The organism is Sandarakinorhabdus sp., from assembly GCF_032115815.1.
Classification (GTDB): domain Bacteria; phylum Pseudomonadota; class Alphaproteobacteria; order Sphingomonadales; family Sphingomonadaceae; genus Sandarakinorhabdus.
Genome location: NZ_JAUMBI010000118.1, coordinates 1 through 1,756, shown reverse-complemented (window position 1 = coordinate 1,756; position 1,756 = coordinate 1). Strand labels below are relative to the sequence as shown.

Here is a 1,756-nt window from a genome sequence, read left to right as displayed (position 1 = left end):
CGCCGATTGCCCGAGTGGTGGAACTGGCGCCGCAACCGGCGACGCCGCTGCTGCTCGATTGGCTGGCTGAACCGGCGCTGGCGGTGCGCGATCGGCGCGGGCGGCTGTTTCCCGGCCCTTACACGCTGGAAAAGGATGGGGAATCGTTGCGCCTGCAGCGCCGCAGTGAGCGTCCGCTGCCCGATGCCCGCGCCGCCAGCATCCGCATCGTGTCAGTCGACGCCGCCGCTGCCGTTGCTGATTTTGCCAAGGGCGAGGTGCAACGGGTGCTGGGCGATGGCCTTGCCGGGCTGGGCACGGCGCGGGCGGCCGGGCAGGGGCGGGCGCTGAAACTGGAAGCGGTGCCGGGTGTGATTGGCCTGGCCATCAATGCCCGCAGCGGCCTGCTCACCGATGGGCGGCTGCGCCGCGCGTTGCTGTTGGCGGCCGATGGCGCGCCCATGGCCAATCGGCTGGCGCTGGCCCAGCTGGTGCCGCAGAACCGGCTGTGGGATGGCCTGCCGCCGCCCACCGATGATCGGGCGCGCCCGCCGGAAGAGCGCCGTGCCCTGGCCGCCGCGCTGCTGCGCGACGTTGGGATCGGGCCGGAACAGCCGTTGCGCCTGTCGTTGCTGGTGCCGGCCGGGCCCGAATTTCAGGCCCTGGCCGAAACGCTGGCGGCCAATCTGCAGCCGCTGGGCATCAGCCTTGCCGTGCAGCGCGCCCGGCCCGGTGGCTTTGCCGAAGCGCGTCGCAGCGGCTCTGCTGATCTGGTGCTGGTGGAACAGACCGCGCGCGTGGCCGATGTGGTGGCGCATCTGGGTCAGTGGCGCTGTGGCCGTGTCCGCCCGTGCAGCGCGGCGGCTGATCGCCTGATGGATGAAGCGGCGGCGGCCGGCAATGATCTCACCGCCCGCCAGGCAGCGGCAGCGGCGGCGGAAGCGGCGCTTATGGCCGATCCGGCGTTCATCCCGCTGCTGCGGCCGGTGCGCTGGGCGCTGGTGGCGAATGAACTGTCAGGGTTCCAGGCCAATCTGCTTGGCCGGCATCCGCTGGGCCGCATATCGGGCGACGGTCGCTGAGGCTGCAACCTTTTGCGCGGTCGCTGCGAAGATTGGGCATGACCGTGCGCGTTCCCAGCCATGACCAGTGATGAGGCCACATTGGCCCGGCTGATGCGCGCCGCCCAGGCCGGCGATGCCATTGCCTATCGCCAGTTGCTCGGGCTGGCAGCGCCGCTGCTGATGCGCTGGTTCCGGCGCAAGGTGGCACCGGCCGATCTGGATGATCTGGTGCAGGATACGCTGCTGGCCGTGCATCAGCGCCGGGCGAGCTGGGATCCGGCGCGGCCGTTCCTGCCGTGGCTGGCGGCGATCGCGCGCTATCGCTGGGTTGATCGCCTGCGCCGCGCCCGGGTGCGCGATGCCGATGCATTGTTCGATGATATCGCGGTGGAATCGGGCGAAGCCGCGCTGATTGGCCGGCTGGGCTGTGATCGCTTGCTGGCGCTGCTGCCGGTTGCCCAGGCCGCTGCCATCCGTGCCGTGAAGATCGAGGGACTGAGCGTGATCGAAGCGGCGGCGCGGCTGGGCCAATCGGAATCGATGATCAAGGTGAATGTGCATCGCGGCCTGAAACGCATGGCCGCCGCCGTGGACGAGGATGCGTGATGACGGAGCTTTCCCCCAACCAGCAGTTGCCAAATCCTGCTCTGGACGCGCTGATGGACCGGCTTGCCGCTGATGTGGCGCCCGTCCAGCCGCTGGAAGACCGGCCC

At 70.2% G+C, this 1,756-nt stretch carries 2 protein-coding genes; both read left to right on the top strand.

Annotated elements, in window-relative coordinates; translation table 11 throughout:
- On the top strand, nucleotides 1-1,061 hold a 1,061-nt coding region (locus tag RT662_RS07150; RefSeq protein WP_313670021.1), incomplete at its 5' end, for an ABC transporter substrate-binding protein.
- Between the two features lie 60 nt (nucleotides 1,062-1,121).
- Nucleotides 1,122-1,649 (top strand): sigma-70 family RNA polymerase sigma factor, encoded by a 528-nt coding sequence (locus tag RT662_RS07145; RefSeq protein ID WP_313670020.1) that lies wholly within the window; start codon nucleotides 1,122-1,124, stop codon nucleotides 1,647-1,649.
- The last annotated feature ends 107 nt before the right edge of the window (nucleotides 1,650-1,756 follow it).

Bases quoted from the DNA above. Each gene is read 5' to 3' on its own strand.
- RT662_RS07145 (WP_313670020.1), top strand. From the start codon at position 1,122: ATGACCAGTGATGAGGCCACATTGGCCCGGCTGATGCGCGCCGCCCAG.